Annotated in this window: 23 protein-coding genes and 2 rRNA genes; 5 read left to right on the top strand and 20 right to left on the bottom strand. The window is 45.2% G+C overall.

Features of this window, described 5'->3' with window-relative positions:
• The 3 genes from FTU45_RS06815 to FTU45_RS06805 form a co-directional block, all read left to right on the top strand.
• A 23S ribosomal RNA gene (locus tag FTU45_RS06815) occupies positions 1–98 on the top strand; the annotation flags it as partial.
• 203 nt (positions 99–301) lie between these two features.
• Positions 302–416: ribosomal RNA gene (rrf, locus tag FTU45_RS06810) — 5S ribosomal RNA — on the top strand.
• Between the two features lie 250 nt (positions 417–666).
• Entirely contained in the window at positions 667–1,839 is a 1,173-nt protein-coding gene (locus FTU45_RS06805; RefSeq protein ID WP_180076182.1) for a PQQ-dependent sugar dehydrogenase, read from the top strand.
• A 660-nt stretch (positions 1,840–2,499) separates the two neighbouring features.
• On the opposite strand, the gene FTU45_RS06800 is transcribed toward FTU45_RS06805, so the two are convergent.
• The 5 genes from FTU45_RS06800 to ribF form a co-directional block, all read right to left on the bottom strand.
• Positions 2,500–3,042 (bottom strand): NADPH-dependent FMN reductase, encoded by a 543-nt coding sequence (locus FTU45_RS06800; RefSeq protein ID WP_074383805.1) that lies wholly within the window; start codon positions 3,040–3,042, stop codon positions 2,500–2,502.
• A 136-nt stretch (positions 3,043–3,178) separates the two neighbouring features.
• Complete coding sequence (locus FTU45_RS06795; RefSeq protein ID WP_074383806.1) at positions 3,179–3,661, bottom strand: peptidylprolyl isomerase; 483 nt, start codon at positions 3,659–3,661, stop codon at positions 3,179–3,181.
• Positions 3,654–4,193, bottom strand: a complete 540-nt coding sequence (gene lspA / locus FTU45_RS06790; RefSeq protein ID WP_159138951.1) for a signal peptidase II — start codon at positions 4,191–4,193, stop codon at positions 3,654–3,656. The genes FTU45_RS06795 and lspA overlap by 8 nt, the downstream gene beginning before the upstream one ends.
• A complete protein-coding gene (gene ileS / locus FTU45_RS06785; RefSeq protein ID WP_180076177.1) occupies positions 4,186–7,032 on the bottom strand; it encodes an isoleucine--tRNA ligase in 2,847 nt (948 codons plus the stop codon). The genes lspA and ileS overlap by 8 nt, the downstream gene beginning before the upstream one ends.
• 64 nt (positions 7,033–7,096) lie before the next feature.
• Complete coding sequence (gene ribF / locus FTU45_RS06780) at positions 7,097–8,098, bottom strand: bifunctional riboflavin kinase/FAD synthetase (protein ID WP_180000678.1); 1,002 nt, start codon at positions 8,096–8,098, stop codon at positions 7,097–7,099.
• A gap of 243 nt (positions 8,099–8,341) precedes the next feature.
• Between ribF and FTU45_RS06775 the strand changes: the two genes are divergently transcribed.
• The gene (locus FTU45_RS06775; protein ID WP_005173404.1) at positions 8,342–8,905 is read left to right on the top strand and encodes a 5'-methylthioadenosine/S-adenosylhomocysteine nucleosidase; all 564 of its coding nucleotides are present in this window, start codon (positions 8,342–8,344) and stop codon (positions 8,903–8,905) included.
• Positions 8,906–8,971: 66 nt separating this feature from the next.
• Here FTU45_RS06775 and FTU45_RS06770 read toward each other — a convergent pair whose 3' ends face one another.
• The 14 genes from FTU45_RS06770 to ubiG all read right to left on the bottom strand — a co-directional run bounded on the left by FTU45_RS06770 (position 8,972) and on the right by ubiG (position 21,187).
• On the bottom strand, positions 8,972–9,592 hold the full coding sequence (locus FTU45_RS06770) for a TetR family transcriptional regulator C-terminal domain-containing protein (protein ID WP_005173402.1): 621 nt from the start codon (positions 9,590–9,592) through the stop codon (positions 8,972–8,974).
• Positions 9,593–9,917: 325 nt separating this feature from the next.
• A complete protein-coding gene (locus tag FTU45_RS06765; protein ID WP_100329557.1) occupies positions 9,918–10,724 on the bottom strand; it encodes an ABC transporter ATP-binding protein in 807 nt (268 codons plus the stop codon).
• A gap of 20 nt (positions 10,725–10,744) precedes the next feature.
• Positions 10,745–11,560 (bottom strand): aliphatic sulfonate ABC transporter permease SsuC, encoded by an 816-nt coding sequence (ssuC, locus tag FTU45_RS06760; RefSeq protein ID WP_005173397.1) that lies wholly within the window; start codon positions 11,558–11,560, stop codon positions 10,745–10,747.
• Positions 11,560–12,735: an FMNH2-dependent alkanesulfonate monooxygenase gene (ssuD, locus tag FTU45_RS06755; protein WP_005173394.1), complete on the bottom strand. Its 1,176-nt coding sequence runs from the start codon at positions 12,733–12,735 to the stop codon at positions 11,560–11,562. Before ssuD ends, ssuC begins: the two co-directional genes overlap by 1 nt.
• A 33-nt stretch (positions 12,736–12,768) precedes the next feature.
• The gene (locus tag FTU45_RS06750) at positions 12,769–13,764 is read right to left on the bottom strand and encodes an aliphatic sulfonate ABC transporter substrate-binding protein (RefSeq protein WP_180076176.1); all 996 of its coding nucleotides are present in this window, start codon (positions 13,762–13,764) and stop codon (positions 12,769–12,771) included.
• A gap of 24 nt (positions 13,765–13,788) precedes the next feature.
• On the bottom strand, positions 13,789–14,745 hold the full coding sequence (locus FTU45_RS06745; RefSeq protein WP_180076175.1) for a sulfonate ABC transporter substrate-binding protein: 957 nt from the start codon (positions 14,743–14,745) through the stop codon (positions 13,789–13,791).
• Between the two features lie 331 nt (positions 14,746–15,076).
• Positions 15,077–16,420 (bottom strand): amino-acid N-acetyltransferase, encoded by a 1,344-nt coding sequence (gene argA / locus FTU45_RS06740; RefSeq protein ID WP_180076174.1) that lies wholly within the window; start codon positions 16,418–16,420, stop codon positions 15,077–15,079.
• Positions 16,421–16,552: 132 nt separating this feature from the next.
• Positions 16,553–16,921 (bottom strand): RcnB family protein, encoded by a 369-nt coding sequence (locus tag FTU45_RS06735; RefSeq protein WP_074383815.1) that lies wholly within the window; start codon positions 16,919–16,921, stop codon positions 16,553–16,555.
• A 245-nt stretch (positions 16,922–17,166) separates the two neighbouring features.
• Positions 17,167–17,556 carry an RcnB family protein gene (locus FTU45_RS06730; RefSeq protein WP_074383816.1) on the bottom strand — a complete coding sequence of 130 codons (390 nt, stop codon included), beginning with the start codon at positions 17,554–17,556 and terminating at the stop codon, positions 17,167–17,169.
• Positions 17,557–17,868: 312 nt separating this feature from the next.
• The gene (locus FTU45_RS06725; RefSeq protein WP_179999540.1) at positions 17,869–18,024 is read right to left on the bottom strand and encodes a hypothetical protein; all 156 of its coding nucleotides are present in this window, start codon (positions 18,022–18,024) and stop codon (positions 17,869–17,871) included.
• A gap of 180 nt (positions 18,025–18,204) precedes the next feature.
• Positions 18,205–18,624, bottom strand: a complete 420-nt coding sequence (locus tag FTU45_RS06720) for a hypothetical protein (RefSeq protein WP_180076173.1) — start codon at positions 18,622–18,624, stop codon at positions 18,205–18,207.
• Between the two features lie 362 nt (positions 18,625–18,986).
• Positions 18,987–19,733, bottom strand: coding sequence for a YciK family oxidoreductase (locus FTU45_RS06715; protein ID WP_180076172.1), 747 nt, complete (start codon positions 19,731–19,733; stop codon positions 18,987–18,989).
• A gap of 39 nt (positions 19,734–19,772) precedes the next feature.
• A complete protein-coding gene (locus tag FTU45_RS06710) occupies positions 19,773–20,462 on the bottom strand; it encodes an HAD family hydrolase (protein ID WP_180076171.1) in 690 nt (229 codons plus the stop codon).
• Positions 20,459–21,187: a bifunctional 2-polyprenyl-6-hydroxyphenol methylase/3-demethylubiquinol 3-O-methyltransferase UbiG gene (gene ubiG, locus FTU45_RS06705; protein WP_074383819.1), complete on the bottom strand. Its 729-nt coding sequence runs from the start codon at positions 21,185–21,187 to the stop codon at positions 20,459–20,461. The genes FTU45_RS06710 and ubiG overlap by 4 nt, the downstream gene beginning before the upstream one ends.
• Positions 21,188–21,414: 227 nt before the next feature.
• On the opposite strand from ubiG, the gene FTU45_RS06700 reads away from it, so the two are divergent.
• Positions 21,415–22,029, top strand: a complete 615-nt coding sequence (locus tag FTU45_RS06700) for a thiol:disulfide interchange protein DsbA/DsbL (protein WP_005173368.1) — start codon at positions 21,415–21,417, stop codon at positions 22,027–22,029.
• Positions 22,030–22,082: 53 nt separating this feature from the next.
• On the opposite strand, the gene FTU45_RS06695 is transcribed toward FTU45_RS06700, so the two are convergent.
• Positions 22,083–22,778 (bottom strand): TetR family transcriptional regulator, encoded by a 696-nt coding sequence (locus tag FTU45_RS06695; protein WP_159516509.1) that lies wholly within the window; start codon positions 22,776–22,778, stop codon positions 22,083–22,085.
• Positions 22,779–22,957: the final 179 nt, after the last annotated feature.

The following is a 22,957-nucleotide window of genomic DNA, read 5'->3' as shown; positions in this document are numbered from 1 at the left end:
TAAAGAGCCGTTGAAGACTACGACGTTGATAGGTTGGATGTGGAAGCATAGTGATATGTGAAGCTGACCAATACTAATTGCTCGTGAGGCTTGACTATACAACACCCAAACAGTTGTTGTATAAAGCTCGATTGATTCGATATTCAGCAAAATAGCTTGATTCAGAAGACCGTTAGTAAGACAATGTTCAACTCAGATATACCTGTTAATGTATTCTATTTGGTACGAAGTAAGGCATGAGAAACATCGTTTCGTAAGAGAAGATGATCTATAAGACCCGAACAAGTCCATAAACAGTTGTGCTGGCGACAATAGCAAGAGTGAACCACCTGATCCCTTCCCGAACTCAGAAGTGAAACCTCTTTGCGCTGATGGTAGTGTGGGGTTACCCATGTGAGAGTAAGTCATCGCCAGCTCATTATTCGAAACACCCCCAACTTAACAGTTGGGGGTGTTTTTTTGTGCGCGGGATAATATTATAAGTAGATGAAATTGGGGCAGGTATTTAAATTCTAGATCCAAAAGTAAAATCAAAGTCATTTAAATACTATAAAACGAGTCTCTGCTGTTGCTCAAATATATCTGTTTACTTTTCTATGCTGAATTTCTGTGAAGACTTCTATATTGTAATATTAATTTAGAGAAGAAAGAAGCGTGGAGAAAATGATGGTAGCGCAATTTAAAATAAAAATTTTACTCAGTTTTTGTGCTTTGGCATTGACTGCTTGTCATGCCGATAACTCACCTTCTGGCAGTATTCAAGAGGCTTCCGCCTCATCTTCTAAATCTGAAGCTATAGCCTCAAATTTACAAAAATATAAGATCGCACAGGTGGCACAATTTAATGAGCCGTGGGCAATTGTATCACTCAAAGATGGCCGTTTACTGATTACCGAACGTAAAGGAAAATTACAACTTTTTGATCCACGTACCAAGCAGAAAGTCGAAGTTAAAGGTATTCCTCAAGTTGCCTATGGTGGCCAAGGAGGCTTGGGTGAAGTCGCTTTACATCCGGATTTTGCAAACAACCAGTGGGTCTATCTCAGCTATGCTGAACAAGGTCAGGGTGGCTATGGCGCAGTGGTGATCCGTAGCAAACTGGATTTAAACCAGACTGCCCCTCAATTGACTCAAATTGAACGGATCTGGACTCAAGTCCCTAAATTTTCAGGGCAGGGACATTATGCACACCGGATTGTATTTGGACCGGATGGTAAGCTCTGGATCGGTTCAGGGGAACGGCAGCAATTTACTCCAGCACAGGATATGCAGTCTAATGCCGGTAAAATTATTCGTTTAAATGATGACGGTTCAATTCCTGCTGATAATCCTTTTATGAATCAGGGTAAAATTGCCCAGCAGATCTGGAGTCTTGGACACCGCAATCCTTTAGGCATGGCTTTTGATCCACAGGGGCAGTTCTGGGTGATTGAAATGGGTCCCAAAGGTGGGGATGAGCTGAATAAGATCATCAAAGCTAAAAATTATGGCTATCCAGTGGTGTCAAATGGTGATCATTATGATGGCAAGCCAATTCCCGACCATGCTACCCGCCCGGAATTTGAAGCTCCAGCACTGGATTGGACGCCGGTCATTTCTCCTTCAGATCTGTTGTTTTATACAGGAAATGTATTTCCACAATGGAAAAATAAAGCGATCACGACTGGTTTGTCTTCCAAGGCGCTTGTGATTGTGGATACGACACAGAATCCGGTCAAAGAAGTCCAGCGTGTGGATATGAAGGAGCGGATTCGTGGCGCGATTCAGGCCAGTGATGGTACGCTTTGGATAATTCAGGATGGCCCACAAGCCAAGTTATTAAAAATGACCGCACCTTAATCCTTTGTTTGAAAAGCTGCATTTGAACATGAAATATCGAGCGAGGCAGAATGCTCATGATCTGCTGACGATCTGAATAAATTTTTTTTAAGATGATCCTGATATGAAAGAAAAAGGCCTCGACATCCTGTGAAGGCCTTTTCATATTCTGACAATATAATGTCTATTATACCGATGAGCATCCTGCTTGGTGAATCTTTTTATTTTTCTGACAAGACTGCCTGTCTTGGTATGACTCGAATATAGCCCGAAGTAGTGTAGTCCAATAGGGCATTTGACTGCATCGATTGTAGGTCAAAGCTGACAGGTGAATTTCAAAAATAGCAGTGAAAGAATGACTATTTAACCAAAGCAGCAGTCCATCGTTTTTATTAAATCAATCATTAAACCCAACCTGAATATTTTAGTTTGAGCAGGATCTAAGCTTTAAAACAAAAAAGCCTCAACATCCTGTTGAGGCTTTTCTGGATTTGCTTCTCAGATCTGACTCCTGTCTAATCTGTCAACGTCCTGTCGATTTGCGCTTTTTATTGTTGTCGTATCGCTTTGCAGACTTCCTGTCTGTCTATGCACTTACTATAGCCTGGTAGAAAAATAACGCATAGCGGCTAAACTCTGCGCTCCATGTAGGCTAAAACCTACACGGCTGTCATCTAGCCATTAAGCACTGACATATTGAATCAGTCTATCCACCACAGTTTTTAAATTTTTATTATCAAATTCATTACCCTGGAAAGAATAATCTTGGTTACGTGCAAAAATGTCCCGAATTTCAATCACGGCATTGGTATCTACTAATCCAAGTTGAGTCCCCACTTGACGAATCTGGTCAATCGAACGTGAACCGTTGGTTGCACCATAGCCAATATAAGCTGCCGGTTTGCCTTGCCATTCTTTGCCCAAATAATCCAGGGCATTTTTCAGGGCAGGGCTGTAGCCATGATTATATTCAGGGGTAATAAAAATAAAGGCATCGCCCAGCGCAATCTTGTCTGCCCAGTCTTGCTGTTTGGGCTGATCATAAATCCCGGTTAATGGCGGATGAGCACCGCTAAAAAGTGGCAGATCCCACTCTTTTAAATCAACAATTTCAATTTCGAGTGTACTAAAAGCATAGCTTTTAATTTCCTGCAGAACCCAGTGGGCCACTTTGAGTGCAGTACGCCCCTCACGTATACTGCCCACCACAATATAAATTTTCATGTTTTATCCTTTGTTCAGGTCTTATCATCAAATTAAATTAATCAGATTTCAGAGAGGTGACTAGACATGATTTGTATCCGGAATATAAAAAAGCTCCCGAAGGAGCTTTTTTAAAATCAGGCAATTAGCGGATGCTTTACATCAGTTTAATGCCTTGCTGACCGGCAGGGGTGACTTTAAAGATTTCTACTTCAAAGGTGATGTTCTTGCCTGCCAGTGGATGGTTAAAGTCCACTTCGGTGATGTCATCATTGACTGAACGTACCACACCATACAAGGTCGCCTTGGCTTTGTCTTCAAACTCGATCATGTGACCCTCGATCGGACGTTCTCCGAACTTTACCGTGTCAAATTTCTGGATATTTTCCGGATTCCACGGACCAAAAGCATCTTCAGGAGGCAGGCTCACGGTACGGCGGTCACCGGCACGCAGGCCAAACAGGGCTTTTTCAAAGCCCGGTAATAAATTGCCATCGCCAATCGTGAGGCTGACTGGTGCTTCACGGCTACGGGTATTGTCAATTTCTACGCCATTTTCGATCGCGACAGAAAAGTGCAGCTCGACTTTAGAACCGTCTGCAACCCGGGTTTCTTCGTTAGGATGAATAAAATCAGTCATGTTGTGCTTGCGCCCGTTGAATTCGATGTTTTTCTAGGAAAAAAGTATCAATCAGCATCAGAATAGTGCCAAGCGTGATGGCACTGTCTGCGATATTGAAAGCAGGGAAGTGGCTGTTCTGATAATACACATGAATAAAATCGACCACATAGCCGAGACTGACCCGGTCGATTAAATTACCGATTGCACCGCCCAAAATCAGGGCAATTGCTAGCGGTAAAATCTTGATGTCTTTTGGCATACGCATCAGCCAAAAGACAAAAATTAGCGACACTAAACCTGCCAGTGAAGTAAAGAAATAGCGTTGCCAACCACCCGCATCGGACAGAAAACTAAAGGCAGCGCCATAGTTATGCAGCAGTGTCCAATTTAAAAAGGGCAGCACAGGGACAGGATCTGCATAGTTCAGATTCGTCACTGCAATCCATTTGGTCCATTGATCCAGAATGATCGCCACAATGGCCAGCCCAATCCACCATAAATTATGTGGATAGAACTGGAATAAGCCCTTTTTAGTGTTGGGATTAGGCATATTTTCTCTCTTCGCCTTGGCCTGTAGGAAGGTTAATAATACAACGGCCACAAAGTCCTGGATGTGATGCATGTGTATTCACATCCGGAAGCACATGCCAGCAGCGTACACATTTTTCGCCATCTGCCGCAGAAACTTTCACATTCAGACCTTCAAGATCCGAAGCTTCACCTTGTGCTGCATCAAAGTCATTCACGATCACTTGTGAAGTGATCAGTACGAAACGTAATTCGTCATCAAGGCGGTCGAGAACAGTTTTCAGTTCGGCTGTGGCCCAAAGTTCAACTTTCGCCGACAGGTTTGAGCCAACTGTTTTGGCACCACGTGCAGTTTCAATGAACTTGTTCACCGCAGATTTCACGTTAATCAGAGTTTGCCATTCTGCTTCTGAAATTACATTGGCGGTTGAAGCCACTGGAATGTCATACCATTCCGCAGTAAAGACATATTTCTCTGACTGCTCAGGAATCAGTGGCCAGGCTTCTTGAGCGGTAAAGCTCAGGATTGGTGCCATCCAGCGGACAAAAGCCTGTACCAGATGATACAACGCAGTTTGAGCCGAATGACGCGCTTTTGAGTCCGCTTTGGTGGTGTACTGACGGTCTTTGATGATGTCGAGATAGAAACCACCAAGGTCATTAATACAGAAGTTGGTTAAGGCGCTGGTGACGATATGGAAGTTCATATCTTCATAAGCTTGCTGAACGGTTTTCTGAACTTCCGCTGCACGTTGCAGGATGTATTGATCCAGTGCAATCAGTTGGTCGACTGGTAATGCATCTGTTGAAGGTTTGAAGCCATTCAAGTTCGCTAACAAGAAACGCAAGGTGTTACGGATACGACGATAACCATCGGATGCACGGCTGAAGATTTCTTTACCCGCGGTCATTTCATAACGGTAATCCGCAGAGGCGATCCAGAAACGTAAGCCGTCTGCACCCATATCTTTAATGATGTCTTGCGGTGTGATTACATTACCGATTGATTTCGACATCTTGCGGCCTTTTTCATCGACCACGAAACCGTGAGTCAGCAAGCCTTTATACGGTGCGCGTTCATTGATGGCAATCGAGGTCAATAACGATGACTGGAACCAGCCACGGTGCTGGTCTGAACCTTCAAGATACAAATCAGCAGGATCAGTTAAGTCTTCACGTTCACGCAGTACCGCATAATGGGTGGTACCAGAGTCGAACCAAACGTCTAGCGTATCGCGTACAGCATTGTATTGCTCCGCGTCCGCACCGATGAATTCAGATGCATCACGGTTGTACCAACCATCAATGCCTTCTTGTTCAATCAGTTTTGCTACGATTTCGATTAATTCAGGTGTACGTGGGTGCAATTCATTGGTGTCTTTATGTACGAAGAACGGAATTGGCACGCCCCAAGTACGTTGACGTGAAATACACCAGTCCGGACGACCTTCGATCATGGCCTGAATTCGGTTTTTACCCCAATCTGGAACGAATTGGATGTCATTTTCAATCGCATTCAACGCGCCCTGACGCAGGCCTTTGGCATCCATGCTGATAAACCATTGTGGTGTGGCACGGAAGATAATCGGGGTTTTATGACGCCAGCAATGTGGGTAGCTATGCTTGATTGGCTTATGTGCCCACAGCTTATTGGCTTCACCCAGCGCCGCAATAATTTGTGGATTGGCTTTATAAATGTGCTCACCCGCAAACAGTGGCGAAGTCGGTAAATATACCCCATTTCCGCCGACTGGATTGTCAACCTTCAAGTTGTACAATAAGCCCACTTTATAGTCGTCCACACCATGACCCGGAGCCGTATGTACTGCACCGGTACCACTGGTGGCAATCACGTGCTCGCCCAAAATGACCGGTACCTGACGATCGCTAATTAAAGGATGTTGCAGAACAAGGTGTTCAAGTTTGCTACCGCTAAAGCCTGCAATTACTTCGAATGAAGTAAAACCATAACGCTCAGTTGCAGATTCCACCAGATCTTTGGCTAGGATAAAGTTTTGTGCTGCTTTTTCGTCACCACGTGCTTTAACCAGTTGATACTCAATTTCGGCATGTACGGCAACGGCCTGGTTGGCAGGTAGTGTCCAAGGCGTGGTGGTCCAGATGACGATGTCTGTTGAATCACTAACAGTTACACCCAAACGTGCAGATAAATCCGCTAAATCAACCACCGTAAAACCGACATCAATGGCATCTGATTTTTTATCTTCATATTCAACTTCAGCTTCAGCCAAAGATGAACCACAGTCCAGACACCAGTTCACCGGTTTCAGACCCGGCTCGATATGACCGGCTTTGGCAATCGCACCCAATGAACGTACGATGTCCGCTTCCTGTTTGAAGTTCATGGTCAGGTAAGGGTTGTTCCAATCACCGAATACACCCATACGCACGAAGTCTTTCTTTTGCAGTTCAACTTGGGTGTAGGCATATTCACGGCAGGCTTTACGGAAGGTAGAGGCATCTACCTTGACGCCGACTTTACCGACTTTTTCTTCAACTTTGAGTTCGATTGGCAGACCGTGACAGTCCCAGCCCGGTACATAGGGTGCATCAAAACCATCCATCACGCGGCTTTTGATGATGATGTCTTTTAATACTTTATTGACCGCATGACCCAAATGGATTTGACCATTTGCATAGGGAGGGCCGTCATGAAGTACATATTTTTTCTTGCCAATACGCGACGCACGAATCTGCTGATAAATGTTGTCGGCATACCACTCTTCTAACCATTTCGCTTCACGTACTGCCAAATTTGCTTTCATTGCAAATTCAGTACCTGGGAGGTTTAGCGTGGCTTTATAGTCCACTGCATTTTCAGGAGTTTGCTTATCGCTCATGCAAGTCGTCTTCCAATCTAATCAGTTATGTTACTGACACGTTTTACAATAAAAATATGGGATATTAAAAGGGAAATGTAGGATGATTTCGACGAAACTCCAGCAGTTTCTCGACATCATCATCAATTCCGGCTTTTAGCGCTTCAAGCGAAGGATAGTCCTTTTCGCCATGTAAATAGTTTAAGAACGTCACCCGCATTAACAGGCCATACAGATTAGCAGAAACATCCGGAAAATGTACTTCTAATCGCCATTCTGGATGGGCTTGTTTGATGGCTGGGCGTGTTCCCACATGACCCGCACCAAACAGGGCAGTGGGGTCATAACCCGCAATGCCTGTTTTAGTAGCATGATCATGTTTTACTTTATCCCTGAGGGATTCAGTTTCACAGATGACTTCAACCCCATAAATGCCATTCAGACAGGGCTTATGCCGGTTCAGTCGTACATTAATGGTTGGGAAATCAATGGTTCGGCCAATCTGATCGCCGTATTGCACCCGTCCGGTAATACTATAAGGCCGGCCGAGTAATTTGGCAGCAAGGGCTAAATCGCCTGCTTGTAAAGTTTGACGAATCCGGGTTGAACTGACCCGTTCACCCTCTAAAGCAATGGTGCTTAAATTGGTGACTTGGAAACCATAATTGCGCAGGAATTCGCTATTGCCCTGACGGTTTTTACCGAAGTGAAAGTCATCACCGAGTACCAGATGCTGTGCATTGAGTTTGTCTTTTAAAATATCGGCAAAGGCTTCTGCGGTCAGGCTGCGAAAAGTATGATCGAATTTCGCCACCGCAATATAGTCCACACCGAGTTCAGTCAGGTATTCGACTTTTTCACGTAAGGATGAAATCCGCGGTGGGGCTTCATAACCCTTAAAATATTCAAGAGGTTGCGGCTCAAAAATCATTACAACAGATTTTAAACCCTGTGCTTCAGCCACCTGTTGCAGCTGACGGATCATCGCCTGATGACCTAAATGCACGCCGTCAAAATTGCCGATCGTCAAGGCCGTTTTGGGTAGTTCAGAATGAGATGCTAAAGCATTTAGACGGAGCAGCTGCATGGGCAAATCAAGTGCTTGGAAATATCGAGAGGCTATATATTGCCATAATCTCGCCGTTTCGTCTTGTTGTTGTGTTTTTATGCAATATTTTTCTTGAAAATTCATTTTCCTGAATATCAAATCAGATTGTTTTTCGACGCTTTAAATGGATCCGATCAGCGCATTCCTGCTTTTCATTCAGCGAATTTTGCTTTCTAATGTCAGCGCTTTTCTTTGTATTTTTCTTTGTATCAGGTATTTCAAATGTCCAATCTGGCACTCATCATGGCGCTACCCAATGAATCAAAAGGCTTGTTTGAAGCTCAAGGCATAAATGTGCATTACAGCGGAATTGGTAAAGTGAACGCAGCCTTTAAAGCCTTCGAGGTGATTCAAAAAACGGGCTGCAAAACCTTGCTGAATTTGGGTACAGCCGGCAGTTCGCATTTTAATGCTCATGACCTGATTGAAGTCAGTCAGTTTGTACAGCGTGATATGGATGTTTCACCACTCGGTTTTGAAGTCGGCGTAACACCCATGGATCAGGATTATCCTGCCGCGATTGAACTGGAGGCTTTCTTTGAACATTTACCCAAAGGAATTTGCGGGACAGGCGACAGTTTTGAAACCGGTAGTGCGAAAGTGCCATGTCATCTGGTCGATATGGAAGGTTATGCCTTGGCAAAAGTGTGTAAGAAGCTCGGTGTTCGCCTGATTTCAGTCAAGTATATTACGGATGGGGCCAATGAGACTGCGCATCTGGACTGGGAAGAAAACCTGTTACTGGGTGCGAAAAAGTTATTAGATTTATATCGAATGGTAAAATAAGAGAGAAGGGTAAGTTTGCTCGGCGACCATAGCAGCTATGGTCGTATGCCAATCAGAAGCGCTTGCTTATTTATCCGTACGTGGAATCACGCCGTATAACATCATATTGACCGTATGCTGGATAATGCGTTGCTGCATACTGCGGTTACGCAAGGTTTTCCCTGTCACCATTTCCATCTGGGTCGAAAAGTCTGCATAGTTCTGGGTAAGGGCCCAAATATTCAGAATCAGCAATTCAGGATCGATATCTGCTGAAATCTTGCCCTGTTCCTGCCAGTTAGAAATGACTTTGGCTTTACGCTTCACCAGTTTCTTTAGTGGGCCTTTTAAAATTTCCAGTATATGCGGTGCGCCTTGGATCACCTCTAAAGCAAACAAACGAGATGCTTTAGGCTGGGTACGCGATACTTCAATTTTTTGCATTAAATAGTTGGTAATCGCTTCTTCAGGCTCAAGTTCGGCCTCAAGGGTTTGTAAAGGTGCCAGCCATTTTTGTAGAACGGTGGTCAATACCTCTACATAGAGGGCTTCTTTATTTTCATAATAATAGAAAATATTCGACTTATGCATTTCTGCAATCTGTGCAATTTCATCTAGACTTGCCCCATTAAAACCGTACAGGGAAAATACATCTAGTGCAGCATTCAGCAGCTGGTTGCGTTTTTGAGTACTCTTTTTTTGTTCCATTAGCAAATATAAAAAACAATGAAAAAATGGGAATCCTCAATTGTACGGCAAATCATCAGATTTGTGCACACAGTCCATGGCTAATTTTTTGAATAATGATGATTTATTCTCTAGATCAATATTTAAAATGGCTTAAATGCATCAAGCCAGAGCAAAAAATGCAAGTTTATGAAAATACTTAAATTATTGAAATATTTTTATTTTGAAATAGAGTCAGAAAATGAATGCTTTTATGACCCAGATTAGCCTGCAGTTTTAAATTCAGCTCAGGACTTGGCTTGAAGATGAAACCCAAAACTCGCCTATTCTGGGCTTCATCGGATATTTAGGTGGCCAAAACCGCCTGTAAGACTTGCTGTTCCAGTTCTGCAAATTTCAGACTTTTTTGCCGTGGACGTGGCAAGCCAACCCGAAACTCTTTGGCAATATGACCCTTATCCAGCAGGATAATCCGGTCTGCCAGTTGCACTGCCTCACTGACATCATGAGTCACCAGAATCGCGGTAAAGCCTTGCTCGGTCCATAAGCGTTCGATCAGGTTTTGCATCTCCAGACGTGTCAGGGCATCCAGGGCGCCGAGTGGTTCATCCAGCAGCAGAATACGGGGCTGATGCGATAATGCACGTGCTAGGGCAGTCCGTTGACGTTGACCGCCAGACAACTGTGATGGCCACAGCCCGGCTTTTTCTTTTAAGCCCACTTTTTCCAGCATGTGTGAAGCTTTGGCATGTTGCTCTTTGCCGAGGCCTAATTGTACATTCTGTTCGATGCTACGCCATGGCAGCAGGCGCGGGTCTTGAAACATCACCCGAATATCATCTGCAGTAATTCCTTCACGGATATGCCGTGCGGATTTAAACTTGATTTCGCCATAACTCTGTTTTTCCAGATCAGCAATCAGGCGCAAAAGGGTACTTTTACCACAACCACTACGACCGACAATCGCTAGAAATTCGCCCGGTTGAATATGCAGATCCAGATCTTCCAGAACTTTGACTGAACCATAAAATTTGTGCAATTGTTCAATAATGATTTCGGCACCAAGGGCTGCATTCGGATTGATATCTTTCGCAGGTTGCTCGGGTGGTGCAATCGGGTCATTGACATGACGCCCTAAACTCAGATCAGTCATTACATGCTCCTCATTTCAATTTATTTTTGATAGCCGGCATGCCAGCGCAGCAGGAATCGTTCTAAGGCGACTGCCAGCACATCGGCCAGTTTACCGAGCAGGGCATAGAGTAAAATACCGACCAGGACGATATCCGTTTGCAGGAATTCGCGTGCATTCATGGTCATATAGCCAATACCGGACTGGGCAGAAATCGTTTCGGCAACAATCAAAAGCACCCAGACCAGCCCTAGAGAAAAGCGTAGCCCGACTAAAATGGAAGGCATTGCTCCCGGGAGAATAATCTCTTTATACAGCTGCCAACGCGTGAGGCCATAGCTTTTACCCATCTCGATCAATTGTGGATCGACTGAGCGAATTCCGTGATAGGTATTGATATAAATCGGGAAAAATACCCCGATCGCGACTAAAAACAGTTTGGCGGATTCATCAATGCCGAACCAGAGAATCACCAATGGAATCAGCGCGAGCGCCGGAATGTTGCGGATCATCTGCAAAGTGGTATCGAGCAGGGTAGAGGCGATTTTGGATGAACCATTTAACAGACCCAATAACAGACCTAAACCACCACCGACCAATAAGCCGCTGATGGCACGTCCTGCGCTGACTTGTACATGAGTCTGGAGTTCGCCGCTGAGCAATAAATTCCAGAAGGCCAAAATTACTGCAGTGGGTGCAGGCAAAATCCGGCTTTCCAGTAGACCTGTGCTGGAAGCAATTTGCCAAATGGCAATCAATACAACTGGAACCAGCCAGGGCAGCAAATGCCGCCCCAGAATTGTTCCACGTGAAACCTGCTTTTTTGAGAGGGTTTCAACGGAAACGACTTTCGACATTAAGCAGACTCCTGAATTTTCTCAGCCTGCTTGTTCTCATCCGGTGTGTAGTTATTCGCTACGATTTCACCGAATGGACCCGTCAAGTTCGGTTGAGCCAATTTTTTCTGGGTTTCCAGTGGAAGGAATGGGAACACCAGTTCAGCAAAACGGATGGATTCTTCCAGATGCGGGTAGCCAGAGAAAATGAAAGTATCAATTCCTAAATCCGCATATTCCTGAATACGTGCTGCGACAGTTGCTGGGTCACCGACCAATGCAGTCCCTGCGCCACCACGCACCAGTCCTACACCGGCCCAGAGGTTTGGCGATACTTCCAGCTTGCTACGGTCGCCGTTGTGCAATTCAGCCATACGACGCTGACCGACCGAATCCATAGATTTGAACTTGGCTTGGGCCGCAGCGATGGTGGCATCATCGACATATTGAATCAGTTCTTCCGCTGCCGCCCAAGCCTGTTCATTGGTTTCACGCACAATCACGTGCAGACGGATACCGTAGCTCAGTTCACGACCCTTAGCGGCTGCCTTGGCACGGACATTTTCAATTTTTTCTTTGACTGCTGCTGGTGGTTCACCCCAGGTCAGGTAAGTGTCCACCTGATCGGTGGCCAGCTCAACCGCATCATCCGAAGAGCCACCGAACCAGAGCGGCGGATGTGGCTGTTGTACAGGTGGATAGAGGAGTTTGGCATCATCGACACTTAAGCGTTCGCCGTGGAAAGTGAAGCTTTCACCAGTATGGGAACGTTTTAAAATTTCACGCCAGATGGTGGTGTATTCAGTGGCCGTTTTATAGCGGGTTTTGTGATCTTCATAGACGCCGTCACCTTTTAGTTCCTGCTCATCACCACCAGTAACTAGATTTAGCAGCACCCGGCCATTGGATAAACGGTCAAAGGTTGCAGCCATACGTGCCGCCAGCGCAGGTGTGGTCACCCCGGGACGAAGTGCCACCAGAAATTTTAATTTTTTCGTTGCATCAATCAAACTTGCTGCTGTTAACCAAGGATCTTCACATGAACGGCCTGTGGGAATCAGGACACCTTCATAACCTAAATTATCGACCGCAACTGCAATCTGCTTCATATAGGCATGATCGACTTGGCGTGCACCTTTGCTGGTGCCCAAGTAGCGACTGTCACCATGTGTTGGGATAAACCAGAAAATTTTCATGCTCGATATCCTTAAAATTAAATTGCTCAGAAATTAATGTGGAGTAGTAGGCGACCAAATCTGTTCCTGGACGCTAATGTGATTAGGAATTAATTGAACCCGCTGGAACAGGTCAGCAATATGCTGTTGCGCTTCGACCACTTCTGCAGTTAATGGCAGTACAGGGGAGGGTTTAAGGCGACGTTCAAAGGCAATCTTTGCCACTTCTGGTTTGAGACCGGTACTTTTCTGATAAACATCTAAAGCTAAGGACTGATTTTTAATAATCCATTGATCTGATGCATTTAAAGCCTGAATAAACTTTTCCGGGCTGTCTGGATACTTCTGAATAAATTCTGGATTGCCAATATAAAAGGCATAAGTCTGTGGAAAGACACTGGATTCAATCAGCACTTTTACGTTGCTGTCGACTTCAGCTGCACCCAGAAACGGATCCCAAATCGCCCAGGCATCAATAGCTTTTTTATCAAAAGCAGCACGAGCATCTGCAGGTGGTAACCAGACCGCTTGAATCTCTGACCAGCTTAATCCGGCTTTTTCTAAAGTTTTTGCCAGAAGTTCATGTGCACTTGAACCTTTCTGAACGGCAATGCGTTTACCTTTCAACTGCTGGATGGTCTGAATATCACTGTCATGGGGTAAGATCACAGCTGAGGAGTTGCCAGCCACTTTTTCAAATGCCACGTAGTTCAGGGATTTATCTGCCGCTTGAGCAAAGATGGGTGGGGTATTGCCGACATAACCATAATCGACCGCACCCACTGCTAGAGCTTCCAGCATTTGCGGACCGGCAGGAAATTCCTTCCATTCAATTTTGGTATTTGGAAACTGCTGTTCCATCAGTTTTTCATCACGCGCAACCAGCAGATTTAAAGCCGATTTTTGAAAACCAATGGCAATAGTTTGAACCTGTGGTGGTACTGCAGTTTCTGCAGCAGTGTTTTGCTGTGGCTCCTGTTTTTGGCAACCGATCAAAGCAAAGCCCAATAACGCTAAACTGATAGAGGAAACCGTTTTTAAATTACTCATCTTTATTCTCGAATTATTCTGTTGTTATTTAATAATCGCTGCATCAATATTCAGCTTTTGTGGAATCAGCTGCTGCGCATAAAACGCATCTGCCACCTGTTGCTGTTTTTGAATCACGTCAGGAGTGAGGGGTTTAACGCCAAAGCCCATACGGGAAATCGAGGTTTTTAAGACATCAACGGCCAGACCGGTCGGTTGTTGCAGAAGTTTGGCTGCTGCATCCTGGTTTTTTGCAACCCAGTCCGTGGTCAGATTCAGTTCATTGACGACTGCCTGTACCACCTGAGGATGGCTTTCTGCAAACTTGCGATCTGCCAGATAAAATTGGTGATTGCTCACGATGTTCTCACCCGTGGCAATCACACGCGCGCCAATTTGATGTTCAGCAGCGGCAAAGAATGGATCCCAAATCACCCAAGCGTCGACTGCACCACGTTCAAATGCAGCACGTGCATCGGAAGGTGGTAGATAGATCACTTCGATATCATCGAGTGCAAGCTTGTTGGACTCCAGAACTTTTAGCAGCAGGTAATGCACGTTTGAACCTTTGTTCAAGGCCACCCGTTTGCCTTTCAGATCCTGAATGGACTGGATTGGTGAATCTTTCGGTACAATTAAGGCTTCGGCCTTAGGTGCTTGCGGCTGATTGGCCACATAGACCAGGTTTGAGTTGGCCGCCTGGGCAAAAATTGGAGGTGCTTCACCGGCTTCACCAAAAGAGACGCTGCCGACATTTAGGCCTTCAAGCAGTTGCGGGCCAGCGGGAAATTCTACCCATTTCACATTGACCCCTTGCTGTTTTAAGCTGGTTTCCAGCGTGCCGCGTTCTTTTAAAATCGGTAATACGCCGTATTTTTGGAAACCGATATTCAGGGTAATGGTCTCTTCTTTTTTCGAGCAGCCTGAAAGCATCATGACACCCGCCATCGCAGTACCGAGTACCGCAGTCTTTGCTAAAAACTGAACATGAGATTGGCGCATGAATCAAAACTCCCGAAAGTGAAAACTAGCGAATAAAACCTAGACACACGCTAATCGTTTTTGTTTTTCTAAAAAAATAACTATTCAGGAATTTCTAATGAAGAAAAAAGATAAATGAAAAAGCGCAAAACTTATGCGAAAAAGTGATTTATATAAAAATGAATATTTACTATTTAAATTAATCAAACTTATGAAATTTATAATTATTTTTTTAAATCTAATCTGCTGATATGTTTAGCTAAAAACGAGTAATAGAATTTTAAAAGTTAAATCGAGATTGCCAGATATCTTTATCTAAAATTAAGCTAAAGCACTGAAAGAAAAAGCCACTTTAAAGTGACTTTTTGCAAACAATTGAATTACGTTGATAATTATAAAAAGCCTGACGCGCATCCGGCAGGTCATCGACTGAAGCCGGTTCAAAGCCTTGTTCCAGAAACCAGTGCGCGGTGCGCGTGGTTAAAATAAACAGTTGCTGAATCTGCATGCTTTTGGCTTTTTCTTCTAGATAATGCAGGATCTGGCTGCCCCGATTAGACTTGCGATAACTTGGATGGACCGCAACACAGGCAATTTCTGCAGAACGCAATTCATCCCCTGTGGTCGGAATCGGATAAAGGGCGGCACAGGCCAGAATCATGCCATCCCGTTCGATCACCGCAAACTGGTTGATTTCATTTTCCAGACGTTCACGGGAACGATAGACCAGAATGCCTTCTTCTTCCAGTGGACGCAGCAAACCGATCAGGCCGCCTACATCCTGAATGTCGGCCATCCGCACTTCTTCATAATGTGCATCGGTGACTAGAGTGCCGGAACCATCCCGGGTGAACAGTTCTTCCAGCAGGGCACCATCATAGGTATAAGAAATCAGATGCACCCGATGTACGCCGTTCATTGAGGCTTCCTGTGCGGCTTTTAACTGTAGTCCTCTTTCCAGTGCATCTTGCTCGACCGGAATAAAATTATCCAGTTGTTGCGGTGTCACTTCACGTTTGAGCTGACCGTTACTGTCCATCAGACCATGCTGCTTGCCCAGGAAAATCAGTTTATCTGCCTTGAGGCGAATCGCAGTTTTGGTCGCGACTTCTTCAGCCAGCAGATTAAAGACTTCTCCGGTAGTGGAATAACCGGTCGGACCAAGCACCACAATATTATGACTGTCCAGATGGCGCTGAATGGCGTCAGTATCGACCGCACGGACTTCGCCGGTGAGCTGAAAATCAACCCCATCACGAATGCCATAAGGTTTTGCAGTGATAAAATTCCCTGAAACGGTATCAATCCTGGCACCATACATCGGCGAGTTGGCCAGTCCCATAGACAGCAGTGCTTCAATTTGCAGGCGGATTGAGCCGACGGCATTCATCACACAGCTTAAAGATTCACGTGTGGTCACCCGGCGCTGCTGGTAAAAAGGCGTCGTAATCTGGCTTTGAGCCAGATTCTGGTTAATTTGCGGACGTGCACCATGTACCAGAATCAGCCGAATGCCCAAAGAATGCAATAAGGCGATATCGTGAATAATATGCTGAAAGTTGTCATTTAATACGGCTTCACCATCAAACATGATGACAAAGGTTTTGTTGCGGTGCGCATTGATATAAGGCGCAGAATGGCGAAACCAGTGCACATATTGCAAGGTTGTGCTTTGTGACGTTTCTGCTGAAGTCATGCTGTGCCTATTTCAATGATTGGAGATCCAGCTTTGATTCTAATGAAAAAAAACGCAAGTGGAAGTGCAGATATAAAAAAACACCTGAAGGGGACTTCAGGTGTCTGCAAGACGAGCAGTAATGGAGAAAGCTTAGTTCATGATGCGTACAATTTTATTGGTACGATCATTGACCAGAACGTAGTCATTGTTGACTTTGTACCATTGCTGGAAACGGCCGGTATTTGGTAAACGGCGTGCTTCGCGATCACTCACTTTAAAACGTTTGTTATCGTATTGACCCGGCAGAACTTGTCCTGAGCGCCAGTCACGGCTTGGATTGACCTCACGGTTGTTATGACGACGGTCATCATTCCATTTTTTACTATCTTTGGCATTCCAGTGCGGTGCCGGTTTATGCGGATTATGGTTATAGCGTGGATCATGCTGTGGCGCTGCCATGGCAGAAGTAGCCAACAAAGCACTTAGGGATAACGCAATTGTAGTTAGGACTTTTTTCATGGCTCTCACCTAAAATGTAGATCTGTATTTGATGAGACTAAATTAGCCAATAAGTAGATAGAAAGCGTGGGGGCTATTTAGTTAAATTGTTAAATTTATGAAGAAATTTAGAAGATGCATCACTTCAATTAAAAACTGGAATAGCAGCCAGCGCTGCACTTGGCGAATTTTTGATGATTTAAATAAAAAAGACTCAACCAGGGTTGAGTCTATCAGGGCTTCAGGTCGGTAAAGAGGCGGACAAATTAATCGCCGACAATGCGGATAATACTATTGGTTTCAGAATTAACCAGAATATAGTCATTATTGACTTTATACCATTGCTGTTTGCGGTCAGGTCGAGGCAGGCTATGTTCTTTGTATTCGACTTTATAGCCATTACCCCGATAATGCTGCGGCATCACATAGCCCGGCTGCCATCTGAGCTGTTGCAGGCGCTTCACTCCACGTTCCTCACGCATACGGCGATTATCGTGTTGGTCCTGATCCTTTTCGCGGAACTCACGGCCTTTCTTGCCATGTCCCTGACGGCTATCCATTTGTGATTCATCATGGAAATAAGGGGCCGCGATTGCAACCTGACTCAGCATGAATGTACTGCAGGAGATCGCCAATGCCACCAAAACCTTTTTCATGTTGAACCCTCATTAAATTGTTCAATTTCTACTGTATCCAATATACGGAAAGATTACAGAGAAACTGTGAAGAACAGGCACAATTTTTATAACAAATGCAGAGATATTATGATTATGTCATGATTTTACATGACCTTAGACTATGCATGTACCTTATGGCCCGGCATGCCGAGCTTGGTTCTTATCTCATCAAAGTGAGGCTCAACATGCAAGCTAAAATCGATGATATCGCTCAAAAAAGCAGCATTGAGACCGCCAGCAAAATATGGATGCCCCGCTTAAAGCGCAGACCATGTTAAAGAGCTTTTAAGCTTAATTCCATTGCTCGGTCAAACCTTGCAAGGACTGAATCGCTGCAGCCACCGATTCAGCTTGAACTGCATCATCTAGCGCCACAATCAAGGCTTCGGACAATTGCAAATGCTCAATCCGGCGAATGGTGTCAATTTTACGTTTATGGTCAGCCATGCTGTGCTCCTGATCTTGGTGTATGGGATCAGAAAAGCATAGCTCAGAACAATTTATTTAAAAAACCGAATAATTTTATAAATTTGATATAAAAAATCGATTGATTGTCAGGCTGATAAAACACAGGCTAAAAAAAGGCACTTTTAGGAAGTGCCCTCATAGATATAAATTGCGTGGCTTTTAATATGCGTAATTCAGATCGGTATAATCATTCAGGGCTTTCTGTACATGTGCCTGGATAAAGTTACGCACGTCTTCGGTAGTCATGGCTTTGCCCTGATTACTGATGATATGTTCGATTTCCGGTTGTCCTTCGATTTTAATGCGATAAACAAAATGCTTGGCCAGGCGGTAGCGATCGTCCAGTTTTTCAATGCCGGTCACATAATAATACGCATGTTCAAAATTCAGATCACTATGTGAAAAAACAAACTGATCGAATAATTTCAGTTTCTGACCATTTTCGAGTGCCTTGATGTCATCCACAATACTGGCTTCAAACTTGGTGTCATATTTTTCTGAAATCGGCTGTTGATCGATCAACAGTGAAACCATGCCATCTTCCAGGTTGCTTACGGTCATGTTGTTTAATTCAGTCATGGTGCACTCGAGTGAAATTTGTTGGAGCTTAGTATGCTGTAATTTGAGTGGAACTCAAGGCTGGCCGTATCAGGCTGCGGAAGATTTATTCACTGTGCGAAGCTCAAACGGAAATGAAAAGGCAGCGATTACTGCACTGCTGTCTCATCATCTTTTCTTCAAATATTTAAATGGCTTGTGTCGGCGAAATCCTACTTTTGACAGCCCCAAAGTAGGCAAAAGTCTTTTGTTCGCCATACCCAACATCCTTGTCGTGATGGCTAAGGTGTGACATTCCTGTCACACTCGCGTATCCAAAATCAACTCAATGCAATTGTGGGACAGCAACAGCAGGCACTTGCTGATATTAAACCAAGATGATTTTAATCCTGTGCATCAATACTCTGACCATTCATATGCAGGCTGTCATTACCCATCAAATATAGATAAGCCGGCATAATGGAATCGGGTGTAGGCAGGGTCTTTGGATCTTCATTGGGATAGGCCTTGGCGCGCATGGCAGTACGTGTTGCCCCGGGATTGATGCAGTTATAGCGGATATTCGGATGCACCTGCTCTTTGGCAAATAACTGGTTCACCGCTTCAATGGCAATTTTAGACACCGAATAAGCGCCCCAGCGTTCGCGGGCTTCGCGGCCTACACCTGAACTGGCAAACACCACCGAAGCATGCTCGGATTTTTCTAATAAGGGCAACAGCGCCTGGGTCATGATAAAAGGTGCCCGCAGATTGACCGCCATGACATCATCCCAGACATTCACCGGATAATCCGCCAGCGGAACCCGTTCACCTAAAATCCCGGCATTATGCAGAATTCCGTCCAGACGGCCAAACTGACGATCCAGGGTATCCAGCAAAAGTTCATAATCACGTTCCGAGGCGCTAGAAAGCTGTAGCGGCAAGATGGCAGGTTGCGGCGCACCTAAACTTTCAATTTCATCATAGATGACTTCGAGTTTGTTTAAGGTACGTCCATGCAGCACCACAGTTGCGCCATGCAAGGCATAACTGATTGCTGCTGCACGTCCAATGCCATCGCCCGCACCTGTGATCAGGATAATACGATCTTTGAGCAGATCGGGGCGAGGTTGATATGCTGAATATTTCACTATCTACCTCCTCATTTTTTATTGTTCAGTTTTAAGCTTTTAAGATACCGCAGTCGGCTGTTTGAGTAGCAAGGTCTGAATCAGCTGATGTAATTCTGCAACAGTATGCACGATATGGTCGGCTTGCCAGGCTGTTAAGTCATCTTTGTATTGCAGTGGTAAATAACCATAAGCTGCCAGAACGGTTGGCATCTTGGCATGACGCCCCGCATCAATATCGCGCGGATGATCGCCGATATAAATACAGTCTTCAGCCGCAAGATTCAGTTGCTTGGCAGCCAGATACATCGGTTCAGGATCAGGCTTGGTTCGGGTGACATCTTCCGGACAGACCAGCACGGCACAGCGTTCACTTAAATTCAGTGCTTTCAGTAAAGCCTCACTGAGCCAGCGTGGTTTATTGGTGACGATACCCCAGGGAATATCCTGTGCTTCCAGTTGTTCCAGTAAAGGATACATGCCGTCAAACAGATCGGTATCGACTGCAATGTCTGCGCCGTACATGTCCAGAAAGCGCTGACGGTGTTGCAGAAAGACCGGATCTTCCAGTTGAAGTTCCGGATAGACCAGTTTCACCATGGCACGAGCGCCTTCGGAGACCTGGGTGCGAATCAGCTTGGGCTCGACCGGCATCCGGCCTTCTTCACGGCACATCTGCTGGATAATCCGGATAAAATCGGCAGCGGTATCAATCAGGGTTCCATCGAGGTCAAATAAAACGGCTTTCATGCTGTGGTCTCTGCTGCGCTGTCTTTCACGGTATACACCATATAGTTCACATCAACATTCGGTGCCAGCCAATAACGCTTGGTCAGCGGATTATAGTGCAGACCGGTCATATCTTTGAGTTTTAAACCGGCATTACGAATGTCATGTGCCAGCTCGGATGGCTTGATAAATTTGCTGTAATCATGGGTGCCTTTGGCCAGCATGCGCAAGACATATTCTGCCCCGATAATGGCGAATAAATAGGACTTCGGATTGCGGTTAATGGTCGAGAAGAACACATGGCCACCTGGCTTGACCAGCTTGTGACAGGCCTGAATAATCGATGCCGGATCTGGCACATGCTCTAGCATTTCCATGCAGGTCACGATGTCATATTGGCCAGCCTGTTCCTCTGCCAGTTGCTCGACTGGCACCTGACGGTATTCGATATTGCTGACACCTTCCTGTTCGGCATGAATCCGCGCCACATTCAGCGGGGCAGCACCCATATCAATGCCAAGTACATCGGCACCACGGCGCGCCATACTTTCGGCCAGAATGCCGCCACCACAGCCGACATCTAGGATTTTCTTGCCGCTCAGGCCACCGGCATGTTCATCAATCCAGTTTAAACGTAGTGGATTAATCATGTGCAAGGGGCGGAACTCGGAATGCTGATCCCACCATATAGCTGCAAATGCTTCAAACTTGGCAATTTCTTGTGGATCAACATTCAATTGCGACATCGGTGTCACCTCAATCAGTCGTGATTATCTAAAAATACATAGGGGCCGAATGGCCAGAGTGACTGACTTAAAACCTTGAAAATCAGTCCTCTGCTTTAGTGTAGCGTTTCTGGCAGAAAAAGCGATAAAAGCAGCAAAAAAGTTCACAGAATGAAAACGAAATCGGCATAATTGATTTATAGTGAACCCATACACTAAGCATAATGATTTAGAGGACGATAATCCCAATGAAAAAATTCCTTTTAGGCGCTGTTGCCGCATCTGTTTTGGCCTTTTCCGGCAGTGCTATGGCCAATTTTGTGGCAGGTCAGGACTATCAGGTGGTCGCACAACCAGTCAAAGTCGAAAAACCGGGCAAAATTGAAGTACGTGAATTCTTCTGGTATGGCTGTGGTCACTGTTTCATGCTGGAACCACATATGCAGGGCTGGTTGAAAAAATTACCTAAAGATGTTCGTTTTGTACGTACACCTGCTGCGATGAATCCACTCTGGGAACAGGCGGCACGTGCTTATTATGTGTCTGAAGCCTTGGGTGTGCGCCAAAAAGCCCATTTGCAGTTATTCCATGATATTCATGACAAGCAGCGCCCAATTTTAGAACAGGCACAACTGGCCAAGTTCTATACCCGTTATGGTATTTCTGAAGCAAAATTTAACACGACTTATAAATCATTCCCGATTTCATCGAAAATTGCGCAGGCCAAAAATCTGGCTGCTCAATATCAGTTAAGCGGCGTACCGGCGGTGACTGTCAATGGTAAATATATTGTGCAGGGCAATGATGCCAAAGTAATTCAGGTGGTGAATTACCTGATTGAAAAAGAGCGTAAAGCCAAATAAGAAATAACCGAGTATCCGTAAAAAACCTGCATCAATAATGCAGGTTTTTTTATTCAGATGGGGGGAGTACTTGTTTCTGTACTGATTGAGGGATCTGCTGTTTTTGTCGGAATTCGATGCCAGTGCAAAATCCCTCGCAATAAAAGCTGCATCTGTAGCACGCTTTGGGTTTTAAAGACATTGGATAGGGTGCGGCGTAGCTCTGGATCAGCCTGATGTTGCAGATGAATCCAGCCCATGGCCCAGTTCAGCGACAGATCAATCAGCATCTGTGCCAGTGCCTGCAAATCTTGCGAAGACTGGATATGCTGGGCGGCTTGCATTTTTTCCAGTTCATGCATGACATCTTCAGTCAAAAAACGAATTTCCCGTTCTATTCCTGCACGTAACACTGCCGAGCCCCCCCAGCGTTCTGCAACAAAAAAAATCCAGGGTTCAGGGTGATATTCGACTGCCTGAAAAAATAGCTCAATTCCGGTTTTAGTCCGGGTATTGGGCTGATACAGATAGGCCTGTCCCAGTTGATTCAGCACTCCCTTGAGATGAATCGCGACCTGATCCAGCAGCTCTAGTCCCAACTGCTCCATATCCTGAAAATGCCGATAAAATGCCGTGGGCACCAGTCCAACGGCATGCGCGACTTCACGCAGACTGATGGTGCTAAAAGCGCGACCCTGACTGCTCAAGGCCAGTGTGGCATCCAGTAGCGCCTGATGGCTTTGCTGCTTGCGATCTTCACGTAAGGACATAAATGGGTTTCCTCAAGGGGAGATTTAGTCTAGCAAAAATTAAGGCAAATCGTAGCGCCACAGGTCGGCAGAATTTCGATATTTAACCGCACTCTGATGCATCGATTTTGTAAATCAATCATCCGGCTGACCAATCTTGGCAAAGGCTTCTGTTATACTGAGCCGCAATTATTTTTAGC

It is taken from the genome of Acinetobacter sp. YH12106 (assembly GCF_013418995.1).
Taxonomy (GTDB): domain Bacteria; phylum Pseudomonadota; class Gammaproteobacteria; order Pseudomonadales; family Moraxellaceae; genus Acinetobacter; species Acinetobacter pseudolwoffii.
This window is presented reverse-complemented; position numbering and strand designations above follow the sequence as displayed.

Coding starts and splice junctions, on each gene's coding strand:
- FTU45_RS06805 (WP_180076182.1), top strand. CDS start 667: ATGGTAGCGCAATTTAAAATAAAAATTTTACTCAGTTTTTGTGCTTTG.
- FTU45_RS06800 (WP_074383805.1), bottom strand. CDS start 3,042: ATGAAAATTTATATTGTGGTGGGCAGTATACGTGAGGGGCGTACTGCA.
- FTU45_RS06795 (WP_074383806.1), bottom strand. CDS start 3,661: ATGACTGATTTTATTCATCCTAACGAAGAAACCCGGGTTGCAGACGGT.
- lspA (WP_159138951.1), bottom strand. CDS start 4,193: ATGCCTAATCCCAACACTAAAAAGGGCTTATTCCAGTTCTATCCACAT.
- ileS (WP_180076177.1), bottom strand. CDS start 7,032: ATGAGCGATAAGCAAACTCCTGAAAATGCAGTGGACTATAAAGCCACG.
- ribF (WP_180000678.1), bottom strand. CDS start 8,098: ATGCAGCTGCTCCGTCTAAATGCTTTAGCATCTCATTCTGAACTACCC.
- FTU45_RS06775 (WP_005173404.1), top strand. CDS start 8,342: ATGTCCAATCTGGCACTCATCATGGCGCTACCCAATGAATCAAAAGGC.
- FTU45_RS06770 (WP_005173402.1), bottom strand. CDS start 9,592: ATGGAACAAAAAAAGAGTACTCAAAAACGCAACCAGCTGCTGAATGCT.
- FTU45_RS06765 (WP_100329557.1), bottom strand. CDS start 10,724: ATGACTGATCTGAGTTTAGGGCGTCATGTCAATGACCCGATTGCACCA.
- ssuC (WP_005173397.1), bottom strand. CDS start 11,560: ATGTCGAAAGTCGTTTCCGTTGAAACCCTCTCAAAAAAGCAGGTTTCA.
- ssuD (WP_005173394.1), bottom strand. CDS start 12,735: ATGAAAATTTTCTGGTTTATCCCAACACATGGTGACAGTCGCTACTTG.
- FTU45_RS06750 (WP_180076176.1), bottom strand. CDS start 13,764: ATGAGTAATTTAAAAACGGTTTCCTCTATCAGTTTAGCGTTATTGGGC.
- FTU45_RS06745 (WP_180076175.1), bottom strand. CDS start 14,745: ATGCGCCAATCTCATGTTCAGTTTTTAGCAAAGACTGCGGTACTCGGT.
- argA (WP_180076174.1), bottom strand. CDS start 16,420: ATGACTTCAGCAGAAACGTCACAAAGCACAACCTTGCAATATGTGCAC.
- FTU45_RS06735 (WP_074383815.1), bottom strand. CDS start 16,921: ATGAAAAAAGTCCTAACTACAATTGCGTTATCCCTAAGTGCTTTGTTG.
- FTU45_RS06730 (WP_074383816.1), bottom strand. CDS start 17,556: ATGAAAAAGGTTTTGGTGGCATTGGCGATCTCCTGCAGTACATTCATG.
- FTU45_RS06725 (WP_179999540.1), bottom strand. CDS start 18,024: ATGGCTGACCATAAACGTAAAATTGACACCATTCGCCGGATTGAGCAT.
- FTU45_RS06720 (WP_180076173.1), bottom strand. CDS start 18,624: ATGACTGAATTAAACAACATGACCGTAAGCAACCTGGAAGATGGCATG.
- FTU45_RS06710 (WP_180076171.1), bottom strand. CDS start 20,462: ATGAAAGCCGTTTTATTTGACCTCGATGGAACCCTGATTGATACCGCT.
- ubiG (WP_074383819.1), bottom strand. CDS start 21,187: ATGTCGCAATTGAATGTTGATCCACAAGAAATTGCCAAGTTTGAAGCA.
- FTU45_RS06700 (WP_005173368.1), top strand. CDS start 21,415: ATGAAAAAATTCCTTTTAGGCGCTGTTGCCGCATCTGTTTTGGCCTTT.
- FTU45_RS06695 (WP_159516509.1), bottom strand. CDS start 22,778: ATGTCCTTACGTGAAGATCGCAAGCAGCAAAGCCATCAGGCGCTACTG.